The organism is Flagellimonas sp. (assembly GCF_965215805.1).
Lineage (GTDB): Bacteria > Bacteroidota > Bacteroidia > Flavobacteriales > Flavobacteriaceae > Flagellimonas.
Genome location: NZ_OZ244124.1, coordinates 2,114,653 through 2,141,270, shown reverse-complemented (window position 1 = coordinate 2,141,270; position 26,618 = coordinate 2,114,653). Strand labels below are relative to the sequence as shown.

The 26,618-nt window shown below is 41.9% G+C and carries 18 protein-coding genes; 9 read left to right on the top strand and 9 right to left on the bottom strand.

Going from position 1 to position 26,618, the window contains the following annotated elements; translation table 11 throughout:
* Nucleotides 1-73: 73 nt before the first annotated feature.
* On the bottom strand, nucleotides 74-1,078 hold the full coding sequence (locus tag ACOOE0_RS09380) for a LacI family DNA-binding transcriptional regulator (protein ID WP_420398669.1): 1,005 nt from the start codon (nucleotides 1,076-1,078) through the stop codon (nucleotides 74-76).
* Between the two features lie 408 nt (nucleotides 1,079-1,486).
* On the opposite strand from ACOOE0_RS09380, the gene ACOOE0_RS09375 reads away from it, so the two are divergent.
* The 9 genes from ACOOE0_RS09375 to ACOOE0_RS09335 all read left to right on the top strand — a co-directional run bounded on the left by ACOOE0_RS09375 (nucleotide 1,487) and on the right by ACOOE0_RS09335 (nucleotide 11,412).
* Nucleotides 1,487-2,353: an AraC family transcriptional regulator gene (locus ACOOE0_RS09375; protein WP_420398668.1), complete on the top strand. Its 867-nt coding sequence runs from the start codon at nucleotides 1,487-1,489 to the stop codon at nucleotides 2,351-2,353.
* Nucleotides 2,354-2,446: 93 nt separating this feature from the next.
* A complete protein-coding gene (locus tag ACOOE0_RS09370) occupies nucleotides 2,447-3,778 on the top strand; it encodes an L-fuconate dehydratase (RefSeq protein ID WP_420398667.1) in 1,332 nt (443 codons plus the stop codon).
* 115 nt (nucleotides 3,779-3,893) lie between these two features.
* Nucleotides 3,894-4,748 (top strand): fumarylacetoacetate hydrolase family protein, encoded by an 855-nt coding sequence (locus ACOOE0_RS09365; protein ID WP_420398666.1) that lies wholly within the window; start codon nucleotides 3,894-3,896, stop codon nucleotides 4,746-4,748.
* A 33-nt stretch (nucleotides 4,749-4,781) separates the two neighbouring features.
* Nucleotides 4,782-5,945 (top strand): alpha-hydroxy acid oxidase, encoded by a 1,164-nt coding sequence (locus tag ACOOE0_RS09360; protein ID WP_420398665.1) that lies wholly within the window; start codon nucleotides 4,782-4,784, stop codon nucleotides 5,943-5,945.
* Nucleotides 5,946-5,966: 21 nt separating this feature from the next.
* Entirely contained in the window at nucleotides 5,967-8,201 is a 2,235-nt protein-coding gene (locus tag ACOOE0_RS09355) for an alpha-L-fucosidase (RefSeq protein WP_420398664.1), read from the top strand.
* A 109-nt stretch (nucleotides 8,202-8,310) separates the two neighbouring features.
* A complete protein-coding gene (locus tag ACOOE0_RS09350) occupies nucleotides 8,311-9,186 on the top strand; it encodes a DMT family transporter (protein WP_420398663.1) in 876 nt (291 codons plus the stop codon).
* A 165-nt stretch (nucleotides 9,187-9,351) separates the two neighbouring features.
* Nucleotides 9,352-10,212: a hypothetical protein gene (locus tag ACOOE0_RS09345; RefSeq protein WP_420398662.1), complete on the top strand. Its 861-nt coding sequence runs from the start codon at nucleotides 9,352-9,354 to the stop codon at nucleotides 10,210-10,212.
* A gap of 144 nt (nucleotides 10,213-10,356) precedes the next feature.
* Nucleotides 10,357-10,908, top strand: coding sequence for a Crp/Fnr family transcriptional regulator (locus tag ACOOE0_RS09340; RefSeq protein WP_420398661.1), 552 nt, complete (start codon nucleotides 10,357-10,359; stop codon nucleotides 10,906-10,908).
* A gap of 66 nt (nucleotides 10,909-10,974) precedes the next feature.
* Entirely contained in the window at nucleotides 10,975-11,412 is a 438-nt protein-coding gene (locus ACOOE0_RS09335; protein ID WP_420398660.1) for a DoxX family protein, read from the top strand.
* 103 nt (nucleotides 11,413-11,515) lie between these two features.
* Here the strand turns inward: ACOOE0_RS09335 and ACOOE0_RS09330 are convergent, their stop codons facing one another.
* The 8 genes from ACOOE0_RS09330 to ACOOE0_RS09295 form a co-directional block, all read right to left on the bottom strand.
* Nucleotides 11,516-12,724 (bottom strand): hypothetical protein, encoded by a 1,209-nt coding sequence (locus ACOOE0_RS09330; RefSeq protein WP_420398659.1) that lies wholly within the window; start codon nucleotides 12,722-12,724, stop codon nucleotides 11,516-11,518.
* Nucleotides 12,725-12,863: 139 nt separating this feature from the next.
* On the bottom strand, nucleotides 12,864-13,646 hold the full coding sequence (locus ACOOE0_RS09325) for an outer membrane lipoprotein-sorting protein (protein WP_420398658.1): 783 nt from the start codon (nucleotides 13,644-13,646) through the stop codon (nucleotides 12,864-12,866).
* A gap of 28 nt (nucleotides 13,647-13,674) precedes the next feature.
* Nucleotides 13,675-16,059 (bottom strand): efflux RND transporter permease subunit, encoded by a 2,385-nt coding sequence (locus ACOOE0_RS09320; RefSeq protein WP_420398657.1) that lies wholly within the window; start codon nucleotides 16,057-16,059, stop codon nucleotides 13,675-13,677.
* Nucleotides 16,060-16,256: 197 nt separating this feature from the next.
* Nucleotides 16,257-16,856, bottom strand: a complete 600-nt coding sequence (locus tag ACOOE0_RS09315; protein WP_420398656.1) for a TetR/AcrR family transcriptional regulator — start codon at nucleotides 16,854-16,856, stop codon at nucleotides 16,257-16,259.
* A 63-nt stretch (nucleotides 16,857-16,919) separates the two neighbouring features.
* Nucleotides 16,920-17,972, bottom strand: coding sequence for an alpha/beta hydrolase (locus ACOOE0_RS09310; RefSeq protein ID WP_420398655.1), 1,053 nt, complete (start codon nucleotides 17,970-17,972; stop codon nucleotides 16,920-16,922).
* A gap of 57 nt (nucleotides 17,973-18,029) precedes the next feature.
* The gene (locus ACOOE0_RS09305) at nucleotides 18,030-21,242 is read right to left on the bottom strand and encodes a VCBS repeat-containing protein (protein WP_420398654.1); all 3,213 of its coding nucleotides are present in this window, start codon (nucleotides 21,240-21,242) and stop codon (nucleotides 18,030-18,032) included.
* Nucleotides 21,243-21,439: 197 nt separating this feature from the next.
* Nucleotides 21,440-23,179, bottom strand: a complete 1,740-nt coding sequence (locus tag ACOOE0_RS09300) for a RagB/SusD family nutrient uptake outer membrane protein (protein WP_420398653.1) — start codon at nucleotides 23,177-23,179, stop codon at nucleotides 21,440-21,442.
* Nucleotides 23,180-23,183: 4 nt separating this feature from the next.
* A complete protein-coding gene (locus tag ACOOE0_RS09295) occupies nucleotides 23,184-26,585 on the bottom strand; it encodes a TonB-dependent receptor (protein ID WP_420398652.1) in 3,402 nt (1,133 codons plus the stop codon).
* Nucleotides 26,586-26,618 lie beyond the last annotated feature (33 nt).

The window sequence follows — 26,618 nt, the reverse complement described above, 5'->3', positions numbered from 1 at the left end:
GCGAAATTTTCTTTGTCATTATCAATTGCACTTTTATACCTTATGCTCACGTGTGCGCATCTACGTAAAAAAATTACGCCGACCCTCTAAAAATTATTTTGGGTTCAATTATTTTCTTCTCAAAATCCATAACCTTGTTATCCATATGGCCCAGTAACAAATCAAAAGAACTGGAAACCATGGAGGGTATACATTGTTGCACGGTAGTCAACTCAGGTTCGCAAGCTATGCCCATGGGATCATTGTCAAATCCGATAACAGCAACGTCTTCCGGAACGCGTATTCCCGCTTTTTTCAAATATTTGATAACCCCTATTCCAATTTCATCCCTTACAGCCAAAATTCCGTCTGGCTTCTCCTTCAATCCCATCAGCTGCTGCGCAAGCTCAAAACCATCTTTCATGAAGAAACCTCCTTCGGCCACCAACTTTGGGTCATCCGGTAAACCGTAATCTTTCAATGCCTGCTTATATCCTGCCAAACGTTCTCCAAATATCTGATGCTTGTAATGCGTGGAAATGTAGGCAATCCTACTTTTCCCGGACTCCACCATGGCCTTTACCGCATCATAGGCCCCTTGGTGGTTATTGACCAAAACTTGCGGAGCACTAGATTCTTCTGGCGCACGATCAAAGAAGACATACGGAATGTTTTCGTCCTTTAGGGCATCAAAATGACCTTCATGGATCGTATCCTTGGTTACGGAAGCTACTACCCCCGAAACCCTATATCCTATTAAGGAATCAATTATCTCCTTTTCAAAACCAGGTTTTTCGCTCGATTGGAATATCATCACCGTATACCCAGCTTCCTGAGCCGTCTCCATAAAATCGGAAACAAACTTTGCAAAAAAGTAAGGTCGGATATCAGGTACCACCACCGCCAGAACATTGCTCCTTTTATTTCTGAAATCCTGGGCCAGGCGGTTGGGTTTGTATCCCAGTTCATTGGCTTTCTCCTTGATCAACTCCCTAGTTTCTTTCTTTACCGAACCCGTATCACGCAATGCACGCGATACCGTGACATGATGAATCCCCAGTTCCCGGGCCACATCCTTAATGGTAATGTTGTTTTTCATAGGGTTTTGAATAGGGCTAATATAGAAAGCTCACGTGAGCTTTACAAGAAACAATATGTATTTTAACTTTTGACCTTAGCGTCTCCTGAGATAAAAATGGTGTTGACATCCAAACGGTTTTGTAAAATCAACATCTCCAAATCCCTACTATTCAATCATTAAAAAAGGCCGAATAACTCGACCTTTTAAAACTCAACTAAATCAAACTATTAATTATTTATTTACTGCCTGACTCCTATAAGTTTATTCATTGCTATCGGAATCAAACTACAATGAAAACCATTACAATTACGGCAAAAATCCAATGTACTAACTATAAAAATTCAACTGAATATTGTACTTTTTTTGCAATAATTGATGTTTCTGTCTAAAAAACTCGTTATTTAGTCATACTTTTTATACAATTTTATGAAACTTCAATTCTTGGATAGAAGCAGTTTAAGGGACAATTCCTTCTCTGCAAAGCACAACTACTACCCTTATTTTTTAAGACTGTGGCATTTCCATCCAGAATTGGAACTGGTTTATATCCTTAAAAGCGAAGGCACACGATTTATTGGGGACAGCATAGAAAGATTTCGGGAAGAAGAAGTAGTTCTGATTGGTGCCAATCTACCACATATGTGGCTAAATGACGAACAGTATTTTGGTGAAAGCTCGGATTTAATTGCCGAGGGATACTCTGTACATTTCCGCAGGGATTTTTTAGGTAATGAGTTCCTAAATGCCCCAGAACTGAAAGCAATAAACAATCTTGTTGATACCGCTCAACAAGGTATTAAGTTTGTTGACCTGGACATTTCCATTAAAAATGAAATAGGTCTCCTACTGGATAAGGATCCTTTTGAAAGAATGATCAGCTTTATTAACATCCTCAACGGTCTTGCGAAACATGAAAACAAGATTCTTCTGGCCAGTAAAGGGTATCTAAATACGCTAAAAGGATTGAAAGGGCAGGGCATGGATAAGACCTATGAGTTTATCTTTAAAAATTTCAACAAATCCATTACCCTTAATGAGGTAGCAGAGGTAGCCAGTATGAACCCTTCCGCTTTTAGCCGATTTTTTAAGAAAGTCAATAGAAAGACCTTTAAAGAATACCTAAACGAACTACGTGTGGGCTACGCCTGCAAACTAATCTCGGAGGACAAGTACAATATTACCCGGATTTGCTTTGAGTCTGGCTATAACAACATCTCCAACTTCAACAGACAGTTCAAAAGAATAACCGGAATGTCCCCTTCCCAATACAGAAAAAAGCACATTCAGGCCTAGACATCCCATTTTGGCAAAAAAAATACCATAAAAGGCGATAAAATGAAAAGTTGAGCATAATGCCGAAGGTATCTTTGATCTATAACTTTTGCTATGCCAACAACCAAAATAACCAACATTTTAGTCAAAGATGTACGTTTTCCTACCAGTAGGAATCTGGATGGTTCTGACGCCATGAACCCAGATCCGGACTATTCAGCTGCTTACGTGATTTTGGAAACTGATCATGCGGAAGGACTTCAAGGACATGGTTTGACTTTTACCATTGGGAGGGGGAATGAACTTTGCGTGGCGGCCATACAGTCCCTCTCCCATCTTATTATAGGTAAATCGTTGGATAGCTTTACCAGCAATATGGCCCAGTTTTGGCGTATGATCACAGGAGATAGTCAGCTTCGCTGGTTAGGTCCGGAAAAAGGGGTGATACATTTGGCCACTGGAGCTTTGGTAAATGCAGTTTGGGATCTTTATGCCAAAGTTGAACAAAAACCTTTGTGGAAACTCCTGGCAGATATGACTCCGGAAGAATTGGTTTCCTGTGTCGATTTCACCTATATCACCGACGCCATCACCCCGGAAGAAGCATTGGAATTGCTTAAAAATAATGCAGCCACCAAACAGGAGCGAATAGATTACCTTACCCAATATGGATATCCAGCTTATACCACTTCCGCTGGTTGGTTGGGATATTCGGATGAGAAAATGAGGACGTTGTGCAGGCAAGCCAAAGATGCAGGCTTCAAGCATATGAAAATGAAAGTGGGATCGGATTTGGCGGATGACTTGCGTCGTGCAGCAATTATCCGCGAGGAAATTGGAGAAGAACTGAAGCTAATGATGGATGCCAACCAGAAATGGGATGTGGATGAAGCCATTGCCAATATGGAGCAACTAGCCAAGTATAACCCTTGGTGGATTGAGGAACCCACCAGCCCTGATGATGTGCTTGGTCATGCTAAAATTGCCCAAGCTATAGCTCCCATTAAAGTAGCCACTGGGGAACACTGCCAAAACAGGGTTATCTTTAAACAATTAATGCAGGCCAATGCCATTGGTTTCTGCCAAATAGATAGTTGTAGGATAGGTGGTGTCAATGAAATTCTAGGGGTGCTCCTTATGGCTGCCAAATTTGGTATACCCGTGTGTCCCCATGCAGGAGGTGTTGGCCTTTGTGAATATGTTCAACACCTGTCCATGATTGATTTTATTGCCATCAGCGGTTCATTGGAAGACCGAATCATTGAATATGTAGATCACCTGCACGAACATTTTTTAGATCCAGTGGAAATCAAGGATGGCTGCTATATGCCTCCCCAGTTACCCGGATATAGTATTGAAATGAAAGAAGATTCCTTAAGAGATCATGAATTTCCAAATGGAATTGTTTGGCAAGCCGAAGTTTTGGATCATAACAGCAGCATTTGAATTTGAAGGTTTCCTAGCTTGATAAAATGATTGTATTTCTTAGGTATGCAAGTTTGGAAAAATGAACCACTATAAATTATCCTGAAAAGGCATAAGCCTACCTTAAACAAAATATATGAAACTAATACGATTTGGAGCCGTAGGGCATGAGAAACCAGGGGTTCAACTCGAAGACGGTTCCCGTTTGGATATAAGCGGATTTGGCCGTGACTATGACGAGGAATTTTTTGGAGGAGACGGATTGGAAGAACTAAAGGAATGGCTTTCCCTGAATCAGGAAAACTGTCCTGTTATAGGACAAGATGTCCGGTTGGGAGCTCCATTGGTTCGTCCTTCCAAGATTATTTGTGTTGGTCTTAATTATGCCAAACATGCAGCTGAGAGCGGTATGGATATCCCAGAGGAACCCTTGTTGTTTTTTAAGGCAACTTCTTCTATTGTTGGCCCCAATGATGATGTGATTATCCCCAAAAACAGTCAAAAAACAGATTGGGAGGTGGAACTGGCGGTTGTAATTGGCAAAAAGGCTTCGTATGTCGATGAAGAGTCCGCCATGGACCATGTGGCCGGTTACACCCTCCATAATGATTATAGTGAACGTGAGTTTCAATTGGAACGCGGAGGACAATGGGTCAAAGGCAAGAGTTGTGATTCTTTTGCCCCGGTAGGCCCCTTCATTGCGACCCAGGACGAAATTAAAGATCCTCACAATCTTGACCTGTGGCTCAAACTAAACGGGGAGATGCTTCAGAACAGCAACACTTCGGATTTTGTTTTTGATATTCCCACCTTAGTTAGTTATATCAGTTCATTTATGACCTTGCTTCCTGGTGATATCATATCCACAGGAACTCCGGCTGGAGTAGGACTGGGACTTAAGCCCCCAAGATACCTTAAACCGGGCGATGTTGTGGAATTGGGCATAGAAGGTTTGGGAAGTTCGAAACAACAGGCCAAGGCATTTGAGTAATCTAAGGTTCCTTCAAAAAGTTTACCTTACCCTATGCGAAACCAAAAACAAATAGCATTCAACCCTAAATACCCCTCTGTTGATTTATTGAGGGAAAAAGCACGCAAACGTATTCCTCGATTTGCTTTTGAATATTTGGACGGAGGTTGCAATGAAGAGGTAAACATTAGAAAAAATACTCGGGAAATCAGGGATGTGGAACTGATTCCCCATTATCTGGGTTCCTACACCCAAGCAGAACTGGAAACGGAACTTTTTGGCCATACGTATTCAACTCCTTTTGGCATTGCTCCAGTGGGGCTACAAGGCCTGATGTGGCCCAACTCGGCAGAAATTTTGGCCAAGGCCGCAGTAGATCATAATATTCCTTTTGTCCTCAGTACTGTAAGTACCAGCAGCATTGAACGTATAAGTGAGATAACTGAGGGAAAAGCTTGGTACCAACTCTACCATCCTGCCGATCTTGCGGTTCGGGACGACATGATCAAACGAGCTCAAGCAGCAGAATGCCCGGTAATAGTATTGCTTTGTGATACCCCAACTTTTGGATTCAGGCCAAAAGATATTAAAAATGGACTTTCCATGCCCCCAAGAATGTCCGTACGGAACATGCTGCAAATTTTGGGTAAACCGCAATGGGCTTTCGAGACCTTACGCCATGGACAACCAAACTTTGAGACCCTTAAGCCCTATATGCCAGGCAATCTAAATCTTAAGCAACTAGGGCAATTCATGGACCAAATGTTCAGCAAGCGAATGGATATGGAGAAAATTAAGCCCATTCGTGATATGTGGAAAGGCAAATTGGTACTAAAGGGCGTGGCCTGTGAACACGATGCCGAACTGGCACTTCAAATGGGATTGGATGGAATTATTGTTTCCAATCATGGAGGACGGCAATTGGATGCTGGGGAATCAACCATTAAACCCATGACCCGTATTGCGCAGAAATTTGGGAATCAGATTACGGTAATGATGGACAGTGGACTCCGTTCTGGGCCAGATGTGGCCCGTTGTTTGGCCAGTGGGGCACAATTTACCTTTATGGGGCGTTCCTTTATGTATGGGGCAGCTGCCTTGGGAAAAGCTGGTGGTGATCATACCATTTCCCTCCTCAAAACACAGTTAAAGCAAGTCATGGAGCAACTAGGTTGTACCAAAACCCATGAGCTTCAAAATTATTTATCAGATCATTAATTGGATTAGCATACCCATACCATGAAAAAAATCTTTCTTTTTGCCTTTGTGGCCACCGCCTTGTTTTCTTGTAAACAAGAAGAAGAGTCTCTTATGCCCACGAGTTCCACCATTGCCATTGATAGTGATGACTCCAAAGATTCCATAATTCTAAAGGCCGCTCATGTGGTTCCCACAGAGAATCAGTTGAAGGCCTTAAAAAATGAGTTTATTGCCTTTATCCATTTTGGTCCCAATACCTTCACCAAAAAAGAATGGGGCAACGGATTTGAAGATCCCAAGATTTTCAATCTTCAAAATTTGGATACGGACCAATGGTGCAAAGCTATGAAAGCAGCAGGGATGAAGATGGTCATCATCACTGTAAAACACCATGATGGTTTTGTGTTATGGCAAAGCAGGTATACCAAACACGGTATTATGTCCACTCCCTACCAAGATGGTAAGGGCGATATTTTGAAAGAACTCGCTGAATCCTGTCAAAAACACGGCCTAAAATTGGGGGTTTACCTCTCCCCTGCCGACTTGTATCAAATAGAAAACGCCGAAGGTCTTTATGGGAATTTAAGTGAATACTCCGATCGTGTTATCCCAAGACCCGTTGAAGGCAGACCTTTTAAAAACAAGAAGACGTTCACCTTTAATGTGGATGATTACAACGAATATTTTCTTAACCAGCTGTTTGAACTCTTGACCGAATACGGTCCCATTCATGAGGTATGGTTTGACGGAGCCCATCCCAAACGGAAAGGCGGGCAAAAATACAATTACCTCGCATGGAAAGAGCTCATTTCCGAATTGGCTCCCAAAGCAGTAATCTTTGGCAAACAAGATATAAGATGGTGTGGGAACGAGGCAGGAGCCACCCGGGACACGGAATGGAACATAGTTCCATATGAGACCAATCCCCATGAGATGAATCGTTTTGCCGATATCATGGAAGAAGACATAGGAAGCAGGGAAAAATTATATAATGCCAAGTATTTACACTATCAACAAGCGGAGACCAATACTTCTATTCGCGAGGGTTGGTTCTACAGGGACGAAGACTCCCAAAAAGTTAGAAGCGCTGACGATGTTTTTGACATTTACGAAAGATCCGTAGGTGGAAATTCCACTTTCTTGTTGAACATCCCACCGAACCGGGAAGGAAAGTTCTCCCCAGAAGATGTTAGAGTTCTGGAAGAAGTGGGACAACGTATTGCGGAAACCTATCAAAATAATTTGCTCCAAGATGCCAAAGGACCCAAAAATGTCTTGGACGGAAATACAGCAAGTTATGAGTTGTTGACCCCTACCTCCAGCGAAATTATCATTAGTACCAAAACGCCTATAACCGTAAACAGACTAGTATTGCAGGAGGCGATACAAAGTCATGGAGAACGAATTGAAAACCACTTGGTCCAAGCCAAGGTTGATGGGGATTGGGTGACCTTGGCACAAGCTACTAATGTGGGCTATAAACGGATTCTGAGATTCCCGGAAGTCACATCGGACCAATTTAAAATCCAAATATTGGAAACACGGGCCAATCCCGCTCTGGCCAATATATCAGCCCATTATTATAACACCAGACCCCCTCAACTTGAAATTTCAAGATCTAAGGAAGGGCTATTGAAAATAGCACCAAAGCAACACGATTTTGGTTGGAAACCCCATGGTGAAAATGCAGTGGAGAATTTAAATTCCAAGACCGAAATCCGATATACCACTGACGGAAGCGCCCCTACCAAAAACTCCAAGCTATATTCCGAACCTGTTCCAGTTGCTTCAGTGGGAGTAAAGGCAGTGGCCTTCGATAAAGAGGAAATGGGAAGTGTAGCGACCAAAACCTTTGGACTACTAAAAAATCAATGGAAAATTGTCCAAACAGACAGCGAAGCTGAAGATCATGGGGCCGATTTGGCCATTGATGCAGATCCTAACACCTTTTGGCAGTCCAATTCCGGGTCCAACCAAAAACATCATTTGGAAATTGATTTGGGAAGCGTAAAAACGCTAAGCGGTTTTGCTTATACTCCTCAAACAGCGCATGCCAATGGGATGATCGAAGTAGGTTCCATCAGTGTCAGCAGCAATGGTAGCGATTGGAAAAAAGTGGAAGATTTTGAGTTCGGTAACTTGATCAACGACCCCGTAACAAGACGTCATAACTTTAATTCACCGATAACGGCCAAATTCATCCGAATTGAATCAAAAACCATAGCGGGAGATCATACCGCTGCCGCCATCGCAGAGCTTGACTTTTTTGAATAGTCAGCACCTGAAATAGAAATATTTTATGACTTCATCTAAAAAAATTGGGTCATAAAAGGTCATTTTGGAACTTTCCTTTGCATATTCGTGGAGACTTAGCGACTAATTCATGCGAGCTATTCTTTATTTGATCATAGCGACCTCCTTATTGGGTCTTAATTTCCATTTGGCGAGGGTTGTTCTTACGGAAGTAGGCTTCATTGAGGCAGGATTTTGGCGCTTTCTGTTTGGAGCAGGAACTTTGGCCCTCGTTGGGATTAGGAGCCTTCCAAGTCTTCAATCCATAAGAAACAATCTTAGAGGTGTTGCACTTCCCGGTTTGATTGGGCTGTTCGGTTTTAATTTTTTCTTCTTTTTGGGTCTTAAATACAGTACGGCCATCAATGCGGCATTGATTATAAGTCTGAACCCGGCCATAACTTTGCTATTGTCCCGTCAAATCCTTAAAACCAAGATTGAGAAAATTCAGTTGTTGGGTATTTCCATCGCATTTGTAGGGGCCATTTATATCATTATCAAGGGGAATATTACCGACTTGGCGGACATCCAGTTCAACAAGGGAGATATTTTGATTTTTATTGCCAATGTTTTCTTTGCCCTTCACCATGTATGGGTAAAAAAATTTGCCGGGCATTTTTCCAGTATCAATTTTACCATGCTCACGGGCGTGTGTTGTCTAATTGGGTTTGCATTTTTACTTCCCTTAACGGGAATGGAAAATGTATTGGACCACAGCACCAAATTCTGGATGGCGGTACTGGGCATTGGATGCTTGGGGACGGCCTTTGCTTACTTCCTTTGGCAAAAAGGAGTACACATTGTTGGAGCGGATAAAGCGGGTATTTACATGAACGTTGTTCCTCTTTCTGCTGCCGTATTAACATTTTTCTTCAATGAAAACTTGTACTCCTACCACCTTATTGGGGGGCTTTTGATTATCACTGGATTATTGATAACAAATCGAGGTTCCTCCAAAGCCAACTAGCTAAAATTGCTCACTTTCCTTAAGATTTTCTAAGCTAAACGATACATCCGTCAATTGAAACAGGGTATCTGTCAATTGAACCACCCAATTTTCTTGAATCCCATCTAGTTTGATGCAATCACATTAAACTGAAACGATATGAAATTTTTTAGATTATTTCGATGCATGCTTCCAATATTTCTATTGGTCTCGATTTCCTGTAGTCCCGAAGATGGGGCAAATGGAGCTGATGGCTTAGCAGGTTTGGACTGCCATGATACCAATGGTGACAGAATAAATCAAGATTCTGAGGACATTAATAATGATGGACAATGGAACTATTTGGATTGCCAAGGGATAACTGGTGACCAAGGAAATGATGGTAACAGCGGTATTAGTTGCTGGGACACCAATGGGAATGGACAAGTAGATCCGGGTGAGGATGTCAATAATGATGGAGACCTCAATGGGCTGGACTGCCAAGGTATGGACGGTGAAAGTGGGGAAAGTCTTGAAATTATGACCCAATACGGATACATTACACTTAACTTAGATGGTACTCGACCTGATGATCAGCCCTTTCAAGATGAAACAACCTTTAAATTTTTACCTGTAAATGGCAACTATCAGGTACTTTACAACTATGTAGAAACAATAGACTCGCCTGACGGGATGGTACACGATTTCGTACTAAGACGATATATCAGCACCCCGGGAATAATTCCACAAGACACATTTGTGGAGATTAGCTTCAGTATTGTGGACCCTGGAGGAACAAACGAGTTGGTTCAATCAGGAACATTTCTATTAGAGCATTATGCGGTAATTGGCGTTGATAACAAGTACTTTACTATTACAGGTAATTTTGATATGGAAGACAATACAGTGTTAAATTTCCAAATATCAAATGTGAATTATGATTTGGAATCAATGCATCTCACTTTTGATTATTCTTTTACGTCCACTGATGGAGATCAAAACGACACCTTACATAATTTGGATATTTCTGGTTCAGCAGATGTTAGGTTGTTAGAAGACATAGGGTAACTTTTGGTATATATCCTGAATGAAGTCCAATAGCAATTGATGTTGTTGGACTTTTTTCAATTGCCATGAAATTAGTATGCCTTTTGAATAATTCCCTTCTTACCTTTATAGCCATTCACCTAACAGAAACCCTACACCCTAAGCATGAATTTCAACAACTTGGATGGTATTGTTCCTTTGGAACTGGTTTTAAAAATTTTTGACCGAATGGGAAAGCAAAGTTTTTCCAAAAACCATCTACTTCATAAAAAAGGGGCTATTTGCGAACATATATATCTTATTCAGAAAGGTCTGGCCCGAACTTTTTTTTACAAAGATGGGAAAGACATTACGGTTCATCTAGCCTCCGAAGGCGAAATCATTACTGCCGTGGATAGTATTATAAGCCTAAAAAAGAGTCGGTACAATGTGGAATTGTTGGAAGATAGCGAAGTGTTCTCCATTTCTTATGCCGACCTTCAGAGTTTGCTATCGCAGCATCCAGAATACGAAAAATACGTAAGGCTTGTTTTGGAACGCATGTACACCGAAGGTGCAGATCGTATTGAGGAGTTTTTATTCTTTTCCGCAAAAGAGCGTTATGACAATCTGGTCAAGACAAGGCCGCAACTCATCCAACGGGTAAATTTGGGCCATATAGCTTCCTATTTGGGCATGACGCAGGAAACTTTGAGCCGGATTAGAAAAGCCCCTTAATTTTTTGACATTTATCAAAGAATGATGGCCTGATGGATCATTAATTTTGCTGAAAACATCAATCTTATGCATTCAAAATTTGTCAAGTTATTTTTAAGGCTATCCTTATCCACCGCATTTTTATCTGCAGTTGCAGACCGTCTTGGTTTTTGGCCAGAAGGGCTTTATTCCTGGGGCAATTGGGACGTTTTTGTTCAAAGCACCCAAGCCATGAACCCCTGGTTTCCCGAAGCAATGATTCCTGCGGTCGCATTTTTAGCCACAGCTTTGGAGGTTATTTTTGCCCTCTTACTTCTACTAGGTCTAAAAACTGAATTGACGGCCAAACTGTCCGGTTATTTGTTGCTGGCTTTTGCTTTGGCCATTACTTTTTCTTCGAGCATTAAAGGCTCTTTTGACTATTCCGTCTTTACCGCTTCTGCTGCTGCATTTGCCTTGGCCTTGATGAAAGATAAATATCTGGAATTGGATACCGTTCTGTCTTCGGGTCAAGATCAACAATAGTTAAGTTTCCAGAGCATATAAGAAGCCCCGACCTACGGTCGGGGCTTTCTTGGATAGGAACTACCCTAGATGATTTGAGTTAGTCAACCCATCATCCAGATTCTTAAAAAAAACGCGAAATAGTGAAGCGTAAAAAACTGTCTTCCCTAAAATTGGACAGAATCAGCTCCGTATCGTCAATCTTGCTAAATATTCTGGCCTCTACCTCCGCTCGCCAATTGGAACCAAAGCGCCTAGAGGCTTCCAAACTAAAAATCTTGCTGCTCGACTCCAAATCCGTTATCCCTCCAATCAAAATTGAAGTGTCTTGCACATCGTTAAAAGCGATTCGGCTTCCAAAAAATATATCATTTTGAAGTGCATTTAGAGACAATTCATCCCGTTCATCGTACAGATATTCTCCCAAAAGTCCAATATCCAGGCCATTGCCATCAATATTGCTGAAAGTGTATTCCAGTCCCGCCACCAAAGCCGTAAAATCCTGTGCATCTGCATTACGGTAAATGGCCTCCAATTTCCAAAGGAACGCATCATGGGTAATCTGCACGTCCAACCCAGTTTGATTAATTACGGGATAAAAAGCATTGATATTTCCTTGGTTGTCAAAGACAAATAGCGGTTCCCTTCCATTCCCATAAAAATGGGAAATTCCCACATCAAAAATGCCGAAGTAATGTTTCCAACGTACAGCAAAATCCTGACGCCACTCTTCCGCTCCACTTTCATAACCCAAATCGTCCTGATCAACTACAGTTCCAAACCGTAATCGACCCTTCTCACCTGGAAAAGTCCGCTTTCTATGATAAGGCAAATAGAAAAAATCAAAAGTTCCAAGCTTATTGGTTATGTAGCTGAACTGGGCCATGGGTTGCCCCAATTTTTCCTCCCCATCAAAGGTTTCCACCGCATCGGTCTGGTTAATGATATCCACCAAATGATTGCTCTCTGCAACACCCCAATAGATTTTTTTGAGTCCAACGCTTAACTCCCAATTGCCCTTGGCCTTTTGGTAATAGAGTTCACGAATGTCCCAATGGGTACGCTCGTCATCCCTATCCAGCCTAAAAAAACCAGTAAAGTTGATACTTTCATAACCCTTGTTCCACTCCAAGGAGTAATCGGGTCGCAGAGCAAAGGAGGGGTAATGATCCAATTGTCCCGTAAATTGGGCATCATCCAAAAAATAACGGTATTCCGCCTCCAGTTCCAACTCCAACTCATGGACAGGTTTGGGTTTTTCCTTTTCCTGGGCAAAACCAACAGTGGTTGCCATCAAACCCAAGGCCACCCAAAAAAGTAGCTTCTTATGCATGTTTATCTTCAAAATTCTTTGGATTTAAAATCAAAGCCAAGGTATTTACAAGCCTGTACCATCACACAACCACATTAACATGCTTGTAGCGAACATACCTTGGCCTTAACATTCTGAATCAGACAAAAATGGAACGGGACTAGCTACCCGCTCTTTTCAAAGCCACTTCGGTAAAATCCTCCTCGGCCAATTCAGCGCCAAAGTTGTACTCTCCAAATTTCAACAGGGTTTCCTTATTGCTTTGATGGTTGACCATGTTGAAGGTAGCGGCTCTCCAGAATTTGTTTTTGTAGAGTTTGTAATCACTATAGACCAAGGTTTTCAACAAGGCATTTTTACGGTCGTAAAACTCTATTTTTTCCAAGCGATATCCTTTGCCCTTGTTGTAGGTGACCACTCTTCTCGTATACCCGGATTTTGGGTCTACGGGATCCTGCTCCACCACTAACAAATCTCCATCCTCTTTTAGGAATTTGTAGGCATACTTCTCTACCTCCTGGGAAGACAAATCTTCATAGGCAAACTCACTGCCCACAAAAGGACCTGATTTATTGTTTGATGAAATCCTTTTCACCCTTTTGATTGATGGCAGATATAGCCATTGATCATCCGCTCCAACTTTATGGGTAAACGTCAAAGTTGCGGTTCCCTTTACATCCTTTGGACTTTCAAAAACGATCAAGGATTTATCTCCGTCCTCAGTTAATTCCAGGGTACGGGTAGTCAAAAACCGTTCGCTGGTTTGACCGTTTTTGTTCTTCAAGGTCATTTTAAGCTCCACAATAGAGCTTCCAAAGCCTTCATCCGCTTTCTCAGCTGCTTTGGCAATCTGCAATCCACGTTCTTCCGCAGACTGGGCATTTGTAGTTGCCACAGCTAGAACCGAGGCAATTATTGGTACAAAAATTCTACTCTTTTTCATGATTAAATTCGAATTGTGTGTTTTTAAATTATTTATCGAGTTGCATTTGCATTTTAGGTTCGGTAACCGTTTTCTCTTCTTTTTTGCTGACCAAAATCAGTAAGGAGGGGAGGAGAATAAAGTCAATAACCAGGGCGGCAATAATGATGATTACGGTTATTCTTGCCATATAACTGTTCAATGCGAAGGTGGATGTGGACAAAACCACAAATCCAGCGAGAAGCACAATAGTAGTGGTCACCAAAGCCTTACCAACCGTTTCAAAGGCATATATAATGGCATCCTTGGCATTATAGCCCAGCTCTCTTCGGGCACGCAGGAACTTGCTCATAAAGTGTACGGTGTCATCCACAATGATTCCCAATGTCATTCCAAATACGATAACCATCCCTGTGTTAATGGTTCCTTTGAGCAAAAACCAAAGTCCAAAACCAACCAAAACAGGGGTTACATTGGGGATAATACTCAAGAACCCAAGTTTGACGTTTCGCAGGGCGATCATCAACACCAACGAAATCAATATCAAGGCTATGATATTTCCTTTGAACATGCTCTCTGCTTGGCGAAAACCAAGTTTGGAGAACATCAAGGTAGGACTTACGCCCAAGGAGTGCATTGCTTCAGGAGCATTGTCCTCCAGCCATTTTTCCGATCGTTCTGCAAATGCAATCATCTCGGCACTGGAGTTGTTTTCCAAGGTAACCGTTACCCTAGATTCCGATTTATCCACATTGATTTGGTTGTTCAAATCCAAGCCAAAAGGAAGGGAAAGTTCATACAACAAAAGATATTGCGCTGCTTCCTCCCTATTCTCGGGTACCTTATAAAAACTTTGGTCATCGCCGTGCATGGAGCGATTCACCCGTCTGGCTACCTCACTAAAGGCATTTACGTGCACTACCTCGGGTTGTTCTTCCAACCAGTCCTCAAACTCGTTCAGTTTTTGCAGGTATTCGGGATTGTTGATACCTCCACTTTCCCCACTTCCCACGGAGAATTCCACATTGTAAAACCCTGTCAGATTCTCATTGATAAAATCACTGTCCTGTCTAAACTGAACCGTGGTATCAAAATACTCCACAAACTCATCGTTAAAGACATTTTTACTGGCCAAATAGGCAAGCATTCCAATAATCGCCAAGGATATGATGGTCAATCTTACCGGTTGTTTAACCACAAACTGACCCAATCGGGCATACATGCCTGTGTGTAGTTCTTTATCCTGTTTCTGGGCTGCTTTTTTGGATTTCCAAATTGGGAAAATGGCCATAAGCGCAGGAAGAGTGGTCGTTGAAAACAAGAAAGCCATTGCCATTCCGAAGGCCACAATATTGCCTAAATCCCAAAACGGTGGCACATCGCCATAATTCAGGGTTAAGAATCCGATGACTGTGGTTAAACTGGTAATGAAAACAGGCATAAAATTGAGACGCATAGACTCTACCAAAGCCGCTTTTTTGTCCAATCCATCCTTGCGTACCTTTTGCAGATAGGTTACCAGAATGTGGATACTGTCCGCAACGGCCAAGGTCAATATCATGGTTGGGAATACTGCTGATGGAGGCGTTAGTTTGATTCCATTCAAGCCGATAAAGCCTACCGCACTCATGATTGAAAACAATACCACTACGAGGGTGGCCAGGGTAGCAAAAAAGTTGCGGGTCAGGATCAAGGTTACGATGACCACAATCAACAACATTACCATGGTGAGCATCAGGTCCTTTTGGGATGATTCGAAAAATGCCGTATTCAACGGTACCAGACCAGTGGTATACACATCAAAATTGGGGTGATTTTCCTGAAATTTTGACATCATCTCGCGGGTGGCGATGGTCACTTCCGGAATTTCTGCTGCGCTATTTTCCCCTGGAAGGCGTACCGTGATATTAATTGCGGTTACACTTCCTTCCTCATTGATGATTCTATGGACGAGCAGCGGTTCCTTTAAGGCTTTTTCCCTGATTTCAGCGATTTCTGCATCCGTTTTATTTGCAGAATCATAGGACAGATCATCCACATAAAGGTCATCGCCCTGCGCACTAGTATGCTGAAAATTGGTCACGGCATCCACCCGAGAAGAGTAAGGCGTGTTCCAAGCTTCCGCGGTAAGTTCTTCGATGGCAACCAGGTTTTCCCTAGTAAAAATGTTACCGTCCTTCGGGGCAAGTACTACAATAATGTTATCGTCCTTAGTGTATTTTTCCTGAAGGGCATCAAAGGCTTCCAACTCTGGGTTGGATTCGCTAAAAAATACGTGATAGTCCCCATCGAACTCCATCTTGCCTTGGGAGGCAAGACCCATGGCGAGTAAAATAGTCAAAATGAGAACAGGCCATTTGAACTTGATTACAAAATTGGCCCAATTCTTCGCAAATGCATTGGCTGCATTTTTGGTTTTCTGAATTGCATTCATTGATTAGGATTGATTAAGGTTTATGATGATGTTTATTTTTTGACGTTCTGACTTGTACGCTTTGGACATTTATTTTTATTTTTTTTACTAATAACTGTCCGGTCAACTTTATCTTTTGCTGTGACTATTTATAGATGAGAAACAATGATGGTCAAATTGATAATTGACCAGTCATCTATAAAAAAGTCAAAAAAAATTTAACTAAACATGAACTTCCGTAGCATCGACATATAATTATCCACAGGATAGGCACTTTTCATTTCTTTCATGGTTGTCATTGCTCCCTTTCCTGCGTCTTCAAAAAAGGCAACAATATCCATAGCATTTATTGCACTATTTATCTCTCCTTTTTGCTGCGCCTCCAGGACAACGGCCGCTATTTCATTTCTTATGGTTTCCTCCTTGGCCGCAATAGCTGATCTAATCTTCTCACTATGTTCGGCCATTTCATTGCCCAGATTACAAGCTAAGCAGCCCATTTTGCACTCCAATTCATTTTTGATTACGGAACATCGGAATTCATAAAAGTCCAACAGTCGTTGCTTGGGCGATTTGGACAGATCATCCAAAATCTCCTTGGCTGGTGTATAATTCAAATTGAAATAGGTGGTAATGGCTTTAACCGCAAAGTCCTCCTTGCTATCAAAATAAAAGTAAAAGGAACCTTTTGGTACTCCTGCTGCCTGTACTATGTCATTCACACTTGTGGCATTGTAGCCTTTGGACCAAAGGACCTCCATCCCTTTTTCCAAAAGCTCATTGCATTTTAATTCGCCCTTAAGTGTTTTTGTCTCCATAGCGAACACAAATATATGACCAGTCGTCTAGTAACCAAAAGATCTTTAAAAATTTTAACAATTCTATGGTGCCACTTCCTCGGAGGACATTTCAGTAATTGTGTCCAAAACCTTGACCTTTTCAAGCCCCAATACCTCCTCCAAGAAATTTTCGGTTTCTAGTTGCACCGATGCCAAATCCTTGGAAGTAATGTGGCTGGTCATTACATGATCACCCACCTTGTCAAAAGCAACTTTTCGTTTTAGCCCAGCTGTTGTCCCCAGTTGGTCAAACATACTTTGCATGGCAGGAACAGAAACCACATTGTCCTGAATGGAATCGTTTTTATAGAAATAGCCCAAAAATACTGGCTGGCCAACCTTGGCAAAAGTTTCAGGAACCATGGTATTGTCTACTAAAGATTGCAGATGGGTCAGCGCTTCCAATCTGTACTTGGTGGTCCAATACTTCATTTTGTCCGCTTTGGCCTCAAATTCATGATAATCACTCTTTTTGACCGCTTTGGCCAACTGTAATCCCCAAGGCCCAGAAAGTAGTTTGGCGTTGGGGTCATAAATCTCAACATTAGGGGAGTATAAAAGCATTGCTGCTACATCTGGATCTCCACCCGCCAAATGTAATGCCAGGGTCCCCCCAGTAGAAGTAGCCATAATGATTACCTTGTCTCCCAACTGTTTTGCCACGGCAATGGCCTTTTTTGCAGACTCCAATACTTGGTTGGCCGTTAGATCCAGCATGGCCTCTTCTTCTTGCAATCCGTGTCCGGCCAATCTTGGCAGGTACAAATTACACCCGTAGGCCTTAGCTGTGTTTATATGGATGGGGTTCCCCTCTTCCCTACTCGCCGACCATCCGTGAAGGTAGACAATGCTATACGGTGTTTTGCTGGGGATGCTATCAAACCACACGATACGGGCATCGTTATCCGGTTTTATATTGGGGATTGCTTTTTCTGCTTGTTGGATTTCCCGATCCAATGCCAATAAATTGGTATTTACTTCGGGCAATGTAGTGTCCAAATGCGGCTTTTCCACTTTTGGCCCCAGAAAGAAAGTCACAAGCAGCACAGCCAATACCACGAGCAGGCCTTTGAGGATTCTAAAAATTAGTTTCATTCAGCTATTGAAATGATTTCGGATTAGTCCCACAATCAACCCTTGGAAAACGTTCATCTAGGGTACGGACTGCAGCAATTGAATATAATCGGAATTTTTTACCACTACAATATATTCTTTTTCATCCATTTTGAGCGATTGCATGTCCTTGACATCCCCTGGCACATAAAAACCGCTGGTATGGCCTTCTATTGGAATGAAATCACCCGCGCCATCACCTTTTAAGAGGAGCCCATTTCCAGCATCATTTCTTGGGGTCTCTACTTCTGAGCTGTGCAGATTCCCCGCAATAAGTACATCCAAATGGCCATCATGAGTATAGTCTTTTACCAGAATTTGGTTGATGGAGGACAACTGTGCCAGTTTGGGCAGCTCATGGCTTATAAATTTACCATCCTTGTTTTCCAAGTAGATACTTGCAAAGGATTTTACCTGATAGTGCAAGGATTCTTCCAGGCTTCTTTCCGTATACACATCCGTTAGGGTAGCTTGTGAAAAGGACTCATAATCCTTGAACTTATCCTTAATTCCCGGCATTTGTTGGGAGGAACATTCCCTACCCCGTAAAGGAAACTTTTCGCCCTCGTTGAAATAACTCAGCACAATATCGTTGGTATTGTTGTTGTCAAAATCATTGAGGTAAATATCAAAAGTCTCGTCCTTGCTCGCTTTGTACTTATAATTCAATCCCAAATTCCCTACGATGTAGTCCTTGTCTCCATCCTGGTCAAAATCCCCTTCCTCTATACTGAACCACCAGCTTCGCGAATCCTCCAGTCCATAGGCTTGGGAAACATCTGAAAAATAGCCTTGATCGTTTTTGAGCAGGGTAATGTGCATCCACTCACCCACAACAATCAAATCTGTCCACCCGTCGCCATCAAAATCGGACCAGACTGCATCGGTAACCATTCCCAATTTTTCCAACATCGGAGCTACTTTTGGGGTCGCATCCATAAATTTGGGTATTCCTTTTTCGCTTACATTTTCCAAAATGTAGCTGTTGGCAGGTAAAGGGTAGCTTGCTGGCACCAATCGGCCCCCGACAAATAAATCCAAATCCCCATCCTTATCATAATCAAGACTATGCACCCGCGATCCGCTACTGCCCATCAGAGGTAATGCCGAAACCGATTTTTCAAAGTTTCCATTACCATCGTTTACATAGAGCCTATCTTGAAGTAAATGGGAATCCGATGAAAATTCATTACCCCCGCTTACCATATAAATGTCATTATCGCCATCATTGTCCGCATCAAAGATGTGAATCCCCATATCCTCATGAGCGCTATCTTCATTCAAAATATCCATTTCCTTTTTCTGGAATCCTTCCGAATTTTGATAAAAAATGGCAGCAGGGCTTTGTGCCGCACCTCCAACAACAAAGTCGTCCAATTGATCACCATTAAGGTCTCCCACAGCTACATTGGGACCCAACATGGACATTTGGTGGGGCAATAAAATTTCCTTGTCAAAATCATTGTAGGGATTTTCCAGGTGGCGGTGATCTACGGCCATCGATGGATCCACCTGCTGAAACAGCTGAGCGGAATTGGACGGCTTTTGACCTTCCTCCATGGCAACCGCCATACCGTAATCCATAATCAACGAAGAATTGACTTCGGGTCCCCTTACCAGCTGCACCTTATTATCTGGCCAAACAATCTTAATGGAATCTATCTTTTGTGTATTTCCAAGACCAAAGTGCAGCTGTGGGGCCACTGAGGATTGAAATCCCCTGGTCAGTGTCATTTCCTGATATTGATGGCTACCATTGGCATATAAGGTAGCCTTAGTTCCTATCCCAAAGGGATTTTTGTCCACGCCCTTAAATTTTAAGGTCAGATGGTTGCTCTTTTCTGAACTTTTGTTTTCAAAGACCGTGGCCACATCATCAATGTTATTGGTAACAATTTCGAGATCTCCATCATTGTCCAAATCCACATAAACCGAGCCATTGGCAAAACCTAAATGCTCAATGCCCCATTCTTTGTTTTTTCGTTCAAAAGTTAAGTCTCCTTTATTTTTAAAGACAAAGTTGTCTATTTTCTCAGATGGAATTGCAAGACTTTTGATTAGTGTACTGTCTTCGCTTACCCCTGTTTGCTCTATCTTTTTGAAAAAATCCCTGTTGTTTATTTCCCGTCTAGTTCCGTTGGAAATGAAGATGTCCTTCCATCCGTCATTGTCCAAATCGGCAAATAGCGGTCCCCAACTCCAGTCGGTTGAGGAAATCCCTGCCAAGCGGGACACATTGCTAAAATCAGGTAAGGAATCCAGAAGATTTCCATTGTTCATTTGAAGGCTATTCTGCATGTACTGATAATGAAAGCCAGCATTTACAGTGCTCCAGAACAAATCGGGGTTCATGCTGGCCATATTGGCCTTGGCCCTACGATTTATATTGGCGGTCATATCCACCTGCAACACATCCAACAGCAAATCGTTATTGAAATCGGCAATATCCACTCCCATTCCATAAAATGAGGTGTTCTTTGTCACCGCTCTTACTTGCTCTGAAAAGGTTCCATTTTTATTGTTCATGAAAAGGTAATCCGGACTGCTAAAATCGTTGGACACATAAAGGTCTGGCCAACCATCTTGATTGAGGTCGCCTACGGTTGCACTAAGGGAAAGACCAAAGGTCTTTAAACCGGCTTCCTCGGTTACATCAATGAATATTCCGTCCTCATTTTTAAATAATCTATCCGTTTCCAAAGGTTTTGGAAATTTTTGTTTGAATGCATAGTAAAAATTAGGGGCATTAAATCGTGTGGGGGGGTAATTGGCTACATATAAGTCCAAATCCCCGTCTAAATCATAATCAAAAAAAGTGCTTTGAACACTATTGCTGGGATCATCTATCCCAAATTCTTTGGCCTTTTCTGTAAATGTATTATCGCCATTATTAATAAACAATTGATTTTCCTTGGGTCCAAATTTCCCGCCAACCGAGCAGTAAATGTCCAGAAATCCATCGTTGTTTACGTCGGACATGGTGGTGCCGGTATACCATCTATCATCTCCTGAAACTCCGGCAGATTCCGAAATATCTTCAAATTTCAGATTTCCTTTGTTCAGGTATAATTTATTGGGAACCATATTCCCTGTGAAATATAGATCCACTAGGCCATCATTGTTGATGTCTCCTGCAGAAATTCCTCCTCCCATGTAGATATAGGCGTAGGTAAAGTAATTGAGGGAATCATTTTCAATTAAATTATTGGCAAAATCAATCCCTGATTCTTGGGAACCAATTTTTGAAAACAATCGAGGCTTTTGATCCTGGTTTTGTCTATTACATGACAAAAACAATAAAATTGTCAAGCCTACAATGAAAAATGCCTTGCCTTTATACTTCATTGGAGAGATATAATAAATTCGAAAACAGGGCTTTTACACCCTGTTTTCTTAGTCAACTTAAACTTAATTTAATTAACCATGTAAACTAACCAAACTACTAACTCTTAATACCCAGTATTTTGTGTTAAACTTCCACCACTGAGGTCTATTGCACCAATTGGAATTGGGAATAAATCATGCTTAGCCTCATAAGGGTTGATCAAAGCCCCAAATCCAGGAATAGTACGTGCCTCATTGGTATAATATTCCGTCAGAACAGCCTGGGAAACACCCCATCTTCTAAGGTCAAACAAACGGTGACCTTCCATACCCAATTCCAAACGACGCTCAAAACGAACTGCATCTCTTGCAAAATTGGCATCTGGAAAAGACGCATAGGGTTCAATCATATAATTGGCAGCATCACCTGAACCATCTGTCGCCTGCATGTAATTGGAATTTTTTGCCCTGTTCCTAACCAGATTTACATAGTTAAGAGCAGTAGGCAAGTCGCCTGTTTCCACTGCAGCTTCGGCAGCCATCAACAGCACATCAGCATAACGCATCACATTATAATTGACACCGGACAGTTGTTGTCCCCAAGCACCTGTTGCCTGCTGTGTCCCAGCATCATCTGCCCAGTAGACGTTCTTTTTGGGCAAATATGGACCTGAAATATCGCCATTGGCAAATTTGGCCCTGATCCAGGCCTCACCAATATGCTCGCCATAACCGTTATAATCAATTCCTCTTCTTCCTACTGTATAATCAGCTCTTGGGTCTAGATTACCCGCAAACGGAGTAAAATCAGTCGGTTGTGGAGGGTCTGTATCTGGAACGAAAGAAAGAATGTCCCAATCGCTCGTTACATCGGTCTGGTTATAGGTGTCAAGCAACGGAAGACCGCTGGCATCTGTTTGAAATGCATTCAGCAAATCTTGTGTTGGTTGATAAAATCCGCAACAAGACCCAAAAGGACCCGGATTGGGGAAATTAAGCGCCCCAACTACATTACCGTTGTAAGACTGACCGCTATCTGTGGTAAACTGAATTTGAAATATAGACTCGGAACCATTCTCCCCAGCCAATCTAAAGTTTTCCACAAAATCTGCCAGAAGCGCATATGGCCCATTGTTGATTACATCATTAAGCAACGTTAGTGCAGCAGCCCAATCAGATTGATACAAATGTGTTTTTCCCAAAAATGCCTTAGCCGTCCAAGAAGTAGGCCTACCCACATTCCCGCTATCGCGAGTGTCAGGTAGATTGTCTATGGCAAATTGAAAATCAGCTTCAATTTGGTCCCATACTGGACCTGGATTTGGTTGATTGAATTCAGATGCAGCATAATTCTCTTCAGAAATGAAGGGTACATTTCCATACATTACCTGAAGTTGAAAATATGCCAATCCTCTTAGGAACCTGGCTTGCGCAACTTGATCTATAAAATCCCCAGGATTTTCCAAGGAACTTGATAGAGCCATCACAGCATTAGATCGATTTACCAAAGTAAATAGTTCGCCCCAGCGCGCATAAAAATACCCATTGGCTGATGACCAGTTCATAATTTCGATTTCTTTCAAATCGGCTTGGTCATCATTGGTACTCCCTTTATGTGCGTCATCAGACAATACATCCATCCACCAATTGTCCGCTGCTCTACCCCAGCCATTTCCATAGCTGGTTGAGCTTACAGCATTCAATGAGGAATAAGCTCCTGTTAATAATAATGCTAGTCCATCTTCATTGGCCAAAGCATCATCAGATAATGCTCCAACCGCTGGAGTCTCTGTAAAATCATCGCTACATCCAATTACCAGGACTAGTAAAACCAGAAATAAATTGATAAAATTTTTCTTTTTCATTTTTTTAGAGTTTTAAGTTAATCCCTAAGGTGTAGATCTTTGGTTGAGGGTAAACCCTTCTATCTATACCTAAATTTAAATTTTGACCGACTCCATCCGCATCAATTGGAATCACTTCTGGGTCAAAGCCTTCATAGTCAGTTATCGTGAAGATATTGGTTCCTTGAAGGTAAAGTCGTAAAGAGCTCAAACCAATCTTATTGGTAATATCACTTGGTAGCGTATAACCAATTTGCATGTTCTTTAACCTTAAGTAAGATCCATCCTCAACAAAGTATGTATTGGCGGAAGCTTCTTCCAATGGATAGGAAGCGGTCAAAGCCGGAACACTGGTATTGGTATTGGACGGCGTCCAAGCATTGAGTACCCTTGTACTTCTGTTACTATTAAAGAATAGTCCAAAGTCTGTAAATACCTTGCTATAGTTGTAGACATCGTTACCCTGAGAACCAGTAAAGAACAACTGCATATCGAATCCTTTGTAGGAAAGATTGGCATTGATACCATAGGTGAAATCTGGATGCGGAGAACCTATCTTAGTTCTGTCATCACCATCCACAAGAGACTCTCCATCCCCATCGATATCTTCATACATGAATCTACCGTTACTATCCAGACCAGTGATTCTTCTTCCATAGAAGAAAGAAAGCTCATCACCAACCTCTGTACGGGTCACCGATCCATTTCTTAAATCGCCCCTTCCAGGTACTGGTGCGTCATTGATCAACCTTGTCACCTCGTTCTTGTAGTGCGACAAGTTCAATGCTATATCATAGGAGAAGCCACCAGCTGTTGTATTCCCATAACCAATAGATAGGTCGAAACCTTTGTTCTCAACATCTCCCAAGTTTACCAATGGTGCTTCTGCATCAATCGCTGTTGAGCTGATCAAACTAAAGTCCCTAGTGATTAAGTTTTCGGTTTTGATGTTAAAATATTCGGCAGAAATATTCAAACTACTGTTAAACAATGAAAGCTCAACCCCAAAGTTTGTAGTCTGCGAAGTTTCCCACTTCAAATCGGCATTACCCACTTGGGTCAATAAGGCCCCTGTGGTTATGCTTGATCCGTCAAATGAGTAGTTGGCAAATTGCTCACTCAAACTGGAAATATTAATGGTTGGGTTGTTGGCAGGTAAAGTTTGATTACCCAATTCCCCCCAAGATGCTTTCAGTTTTAAGCGATTGACAATACCATCCGTAGGAAAAAAGTCCTCATCACTGATAAGCCATCCGGCACTTACAGCGGGGAATACCCCTGTTTGATTGTCTCCCAAAAATCTGGATGATTGATCCCTACGTAAAGTACCTGTTAGGAAGTAACGACTTAGATAGGAATAATTTACAGAGCCAAATATGGAGTAGAGCGTATTTTGCCGATCAAAAGTAACATCTACGTTGTCCACGGTAGTTGGAACATTGGGCGCACCCGATCCATTGCTTAACAAATAAAAATTGGGATCCTCAAATAAGAAACCAGTACGTGATACTTCCTTACTTTTTTGCCCCTCTTCCAAGGCTTCGATACCAGCAATGGCATTGATGGTGTGATCACCGAATGTTTTGTTGAAATTCAGGATGTTTGTCCAACTCCAGTTATAACGGGTTTGATCTCTTTCCGTCAAAGTATTGGTAGAAATCGGCTCACCATTTTCAGGATCCAAAGACGTAAATCGTCTTGAATCGAAAATTTCGAAACCACCAGCTAGTGTAGACTTAAAGGAAAGACCATCAATAATCTGATAATCTAGATAAATGTCACCGATACCAGTGTAGCGCTTATCATAATCATTTCTTGTTCTATACAATTGAGCAACGGGATTCCTTGGATTTCCAATTCCTGGAGGAGCTGATCCTGCAAAGAAACCATCGTCATCGCGTACAGGTACCAATGGTGAAATACGGTAAGCCATTTCTATGGCCTCGGAATTACCCGGTGAATTATTGGAAAATGAAAAGTTCACATGCTCCCCAATACGTAATTTTTCACCTATTTTGAATTCAGAGTTTAGTTTTGTTCCACCACGCTTGAATCCAGTATGGTTTACAACACCTTCTCTGCTCAGATAGGACGCTGACATAAAGTATTTACCATGCTCATTACCATTTGCAATAGAAATGGAAGCATTTGAAATAGGAGCTGTTTGGGTAATTTCATCCACCCAATCGGTACCTCCTGGCTGTACAGTTGCATTTACCTGGCCAGCAGGGAAGAAAACAATGGGGTCATAAGACTGTACTCTAGTATATCCCACTATGGAAGATGGAATAACTGGAGTAGCACCATCACCATACTGCGGATGGCTTGGAGCAATACCGTCATTGATTCTACTCTGCCAAATCATATCGGCATGCTGCTGCACATTTAATAGGTCAATAGGGTTGCTAACCTTGGAAAAACCAGTATAAAGGTCAACTGAAACCTCGGCCTTTTCCATATTGTAGCCACCACCTTTAGTAGTAATAATAACAACACCATTGGAGGCCCTAGCTCCGTAAATGGAAGCTGCACCATCCTTAAGGACGTTCATCTGCTCAATATCTGTTGGGTTGATATTGTTCAAAACGTTTGGATCATCTGTTTGTACACCATCAATAATGTAAAGCGGATTTGTGTTGTTGGTTGTACCAAAACCACGTACGTTGATTTTTGGAGCAGTTCCCGGATCACCACTAGTGATTACCTGAACCCCAGTTACCCGTCCTTGAAGTACTTCTGCGGCATTTACCACTGGAGTTTTTACTGCCTCATCAATATCAACAGAAGCAACCGAACCGGTTACATCACCTCGGGTTTGGGAAGCATATCCCAAAACAACCACTTCCGATAATTTGCTGGAATCCTCTTCCATACTTACGTTGACGGTCGTTTGACCGTTCACTGGAACTTCCCGTGTAGCAAATCCGATGTAGCTAAATACCAAAGTGGCATCTGGCGCAGCAGAAATGGTATAGTTCCCATCAAAATCGGTTTGGGTACCGTTGGTAGTTCCCTTAACCACGATATTCGCTCCCGGCAGAGGCTGTCCATCTGCGTCGGTTACCGTACCACTGACATCCGACTGTACGAATTTGGAATCATCATCCGATACTTTCTCTGGCTTTGGCAACTTTTTGACGATAACCACTTGGCGATCATCAATTTTATAGCTTAAATCGGTGTTTCTAAAAGCCTTTCTTAGGATATCACCAAGCTTTACATTCCTTAAGCTTAACGACACCTTTTTGTTTTTGTCCAAGACATCATCCTTGTAAAAGAATACATACTCTGTCTTAGCTTGAATTTCTTTGAACAAATCTTCAAGCACAACATCGTTTACATCAATGTCTATTTTGGTCTGTGCATAGGAAGAATTGGCATATGCAGTACTAAGGCCAATTCCAATCAATAAAAGAAGAACTCTCATAATAGTCCAGAAATAAGACCTCAAGGGTGTTAT

Excerpts from the sequence above, each read along its gene's own strand:
- ACOOE0_RS09295 (WP_420398652.1), bottom strand. The coding sequence starts at position 26,585 with ATGAGAGTTCTTCTTTTATTGATTGGAATTGGCCTTAGTACTGCATAT.
- ACOOE0_RS09370 (WP_420398667.1), top strand. The coding sequence starts at position 2,447 with ATGCCAACAACCAAAATAACCAACATTTTAGTCAAAGATGTACGTTTT.
- ACOOE0_RS09360 (WP_420398665.1), top strand. The coding sequence starts at position 4,782 with ATGCGAAACCAAAAACAAATAGCATTCAACCCTAAATACCCCTCTGTT.
- ACOOE0_RS09345 (WP_420398662.1), top strand. The coding sequence starts at position 9,352 with ATGCTTCCAATATTTCTATTGGTCTCGATTTCCTGTAGTCCCGAAGAT.
- ACOOE0_RS09350 (WP_420398663.1), top strand. The coding sequence starts at position 8,311 with ATGCGAGCTATTCTTTATTTGATCATAGCGACCTCCTTATTGGGTCTT.
- ACOOE0_RS09320 (WP_420398657.1), bottom strand. The coding sequence starts at position 16,059 with ATGAATGCAATTCAGAAAACCAAAAATGCAGCCAATGCATTTGCGAAG.
- ACOOE0_RS09325 (WP_420398658.1), bottom strand. The coding sequence starts at position 13,646 with ATGAAAAAGAGTAGAATTTTTGTACCAATAATTGCCTCGGTTCTAGCT.
- ACOOE0_RS09335 (WP_420398660.1), top strand. The coding sequence starts at position 10,975 with ATGCATTCAAAATTTGTCAAGTTATTTTTAAGGCTATCCTTATCCACC.
- ACOOE0_RS09330 (WP_420398659.1), bottom strand. The coding sequence starts at position 12,724 with ATGCATAAGAAGCTACTTTTTTGGGTGGCCTTGGGTTTGATGGCAACC.
- ACOOE0_RS09375 (WP_420398668.1), top strand. The coding sequence starts at position 1,487 with ATGAAACTTCAATTCTTGGATAGAAGCAGTTTAAGGGACAATTCCTTC.
- ACOOE0_RS09365 (WP_420398666.1), top strand. The coding sequence starts at position 3,894 with ATGAAACTAATACGATTTGGAGCCGTAGGGCATGAGAAACCAGGGGTT.
- ACOOE0_RS09310 (WP_420398655.1), bottom strand. The coding sequence starts at position 17,972 with ATGAAACTAATTTTTAGAATCCTCAAAGGCCTGCTCGTGGTATTGGCT.
- ACOOE0_RS09315 (WP_420398656.1), bottom strand. The coding sequence starts at position 16,856 with ATGGAGACAAAAACACTTAAGGGCGAATTAAAATGCAATGAGCTTTTG.
- ACOOE0_RS09355 (WP_420398664.1), top strand. The coding sequence starts at position 5,967 with ATGAAAAAAATCTTTCTTTTTGCCTTTGTGGCCACCGCCTTGTTTTCT.
- ACOOE0_RS09340 (WP_420398661.1), top strand. The coding sequence starts at position 10,357 with ATGAATTTCAACAACTTGGATGGTATTGTTCCTTTGGAACTGGTTTTA.
- ACOOE0_RS09380 (WP_420398669.1), bottom strand. The coding sequence starts at position 1,078 with ATGAAAAACAACATTACCATTAAGGATGTGGCCCGGGAACTGGGGATT.
- ACOOE0_RS09300 (WP_420398653.1), bottom strand. The coding sequence starts at position 23,179 with ATGAAAAAGAAAAATTTTATCAATTTATTTCTGGTTTTACTAGTCCTG.